General features: G+C 68.2%; 2 protein-coding genes. One reads left to right on the top strand and one right to left on the bottom strand.

All coding sequences use genetic code 11. The features are described from left to right. The coding region (locus IL992_RS45460; RefSeq protein WP_319019262.1) for an extracellular catalytic domain type 1 short-chain-length polyhydroxyalkanoate depolymerase at positions 1-921 on the bottom strand (921 nt) is incomplete at its 3' end. 725 nt (positions 922-1,646) lie between these two features. Between IL992_RS45460 and IL992_RS45455 the strand changes: the two genes are divergently transcribed. Further along, the coding region (locus IL992_RS45455) for an endo-1,4-beta-xylanase (protein WP_193209490.1) at positions 1,647-2,094 on the top strand (448 nt) is incomplete at its 3' end.

The raw sequence follows: 2,094 nt of genomic DNA, 5'->3' as shown, positions 1-2,094 counted from the left end.
GAGGCCGAGGAAGGAGATGGCGTAGGCGAGCTGGCCGGCCATGGGGAGTTGGTGGCCGACGCCGGAGATGCTGATGCCTTCGACGGTGGCCTGGGTGCCGGTGTTGCCGTAGCGGGTGCGGGTCCACGACGACTGCGGGTGGTCGGTGAACGCGGGGGTCTGGCTCAGCCCGTTCAGGTTGGTCCACTGCTTGATCTCTTCGCCGAAGTTGGGGTAGGCGAGTGTGGTGTCGGTGGTGCCGTGCCACAGCTGCATGCGGGGGTAGCGGCCGGTGTAGCCGGGGTACATGGCGCGGGCCTGGTCGCCCCATTGCTGGGCGGTCTTGATGAGCTGCCCGCCGGAGCACTGGCTGTTCCACAGTGAGCCGTTGGTGGTGGCGAAGCAGCCTGCGGGTACGCCGGAGAAGGCCGAGGCGGCCGAGAACACGTCGGGGTATTCGGCGGCCAGGACGTTGGTCATCATGGCGCCGGAGGAAAAGCCGCTGACCACGATGCGTCCGGGGTCGACGTTGTAGCGCTGGCGGGTGTAGGCGACCATCGACATGATGCCGGTGGAGTCGCTGCCGCCGTCGCGTCTGAGCGCGGCGGGGGTGGACACGTCGAAGCACTTCTCGCTGCGGGTGGCCTCGGGGACCACGATGATGTAGCCGTACCGGTCGGCCGCGGTGACGTAGTCGTGCCCGTTGCCGTTGAAGATCGCGCCGGCCGAGCCGCCGCAGTAGTGGACCAGGACCAGCAGCGCGGGCCGTGCCGCGACCCTGTCGGGCACGTAGAGGTACATGTTCAGGTTCGTCGGGTTGGTGCCGAAACCGGTCACCCGGGTCAGCGACGCCGCCGCGGCGGGCCGGGCGCCCAGCAGCATGCCCGCCACCACCAGAGGCAGGGCGGCGGCCGCCAGTACGGCTCTGAGCCTTCGTTTCACGCCATGTCCTTCCGTTGTGAGCTGACGTGGAGGTCGCGCGTGCTCGGCCTCTCTCCGAGGCGGTACCGATATGTGAGCGTTAACATCGGCCGCTGATCGACTCCTTCGATGGCGACGAGGTGGACGAGGTGAGGCAGGTGTGGCGGCGCGGTCTCCATCGGCGGGGCCGTCGGAGGCGAGGGCCGGTTCCGTAGCACTCGCCAGTAGCCTTGTGAGCGTTAACATCATCTGGGCGAGCCGACTGCTCCTCCCCTCACGGCGACCGGCTGATGGTTGTGCGCCGGAGCAAATACGAAGCGGGAGGCGCCGTCAAGGGCCCCGGCGCGTCGCCGTTCCATGCCGCCGCGCGGGCCGGACGGCGCTCAACTGGCGTTATCGGGGATGACCGGGCCGCCTTCCGCGCCGGCATCGCACTGAAACTTTCATCAACGACTCTCCTCGCGCGGCGAGGTCATCGCCATGTTTTCGATGGCAGGAGCGCTCATCGGAGCGCAAGTCAGGCGTGTCCAGCGAGCACGGCGGCCGAAAGTTTCAAGATAGTCTTGACACATTTCGGCGAGGTTTCCAGACTGAGTCCCCGAGGCGGTCTCCCCCTGCCAGGTCGGTGGTGAAGTGGCAGGGGGTCGCCGTCCGCGACGCCCTCGTGGTGTGCGTCCCCGCGATGGGACGCGGTGCCGATCCCGCGGATGTCCCGCTTTCCGTGATTCAGTTGTGGAGGCTCAGGCATGGATACGAACGCCACCCCCTCAGATCGGCTCCGGCGGCCACGCCGCGGCCGGGTGCTGCTCGCCGGCGCCCTCGGCGTTCTCGGCGCGATCACCGCCGTGGCGGTGTCGGTTCCCGCCGACGCGGCGGCGAGCACGCTGGGCGCGGCGGCCGCGCAGAGCGGCCGGTATTTCGGTACGGCGATCAGTGCGGGCAAGCTGGGTGACTCGGCGTACACCACGATCGCGAACCGTGAGTTCAACATGGTGACGGCCGAGAACGAGATGAAGATCGACGCCACCGAGCCCAACCAGAACCAGTTCAACTTCACCAACGCCGATCGGATCTACAACTGGGCGGTGCAGAACGGCAAGCAGGTGCGCGGGCACACGCTGGCCTGGCACTCCCAGCAGCCCGGCTGGATGCAGTCCCTGTCCGGCAGCGCGCTGCGCCAGGCGATGATCAACC

It is taken from the genome of Microbispora sitophila (genome assembly GCF_014892245.1).
GTDB classification, from domain to species: Bacteria; Actinomycetota; Actinomycetes; order Streptosporangiales; family Streptosporangiaceae; genus Microbispora; species Microbispora siamensis.
The sequence above is the reverse complement of the archived record's forward strand: the minus strand, read 5'-3'. Positions and strand labels throughout refer to the sequence as shown.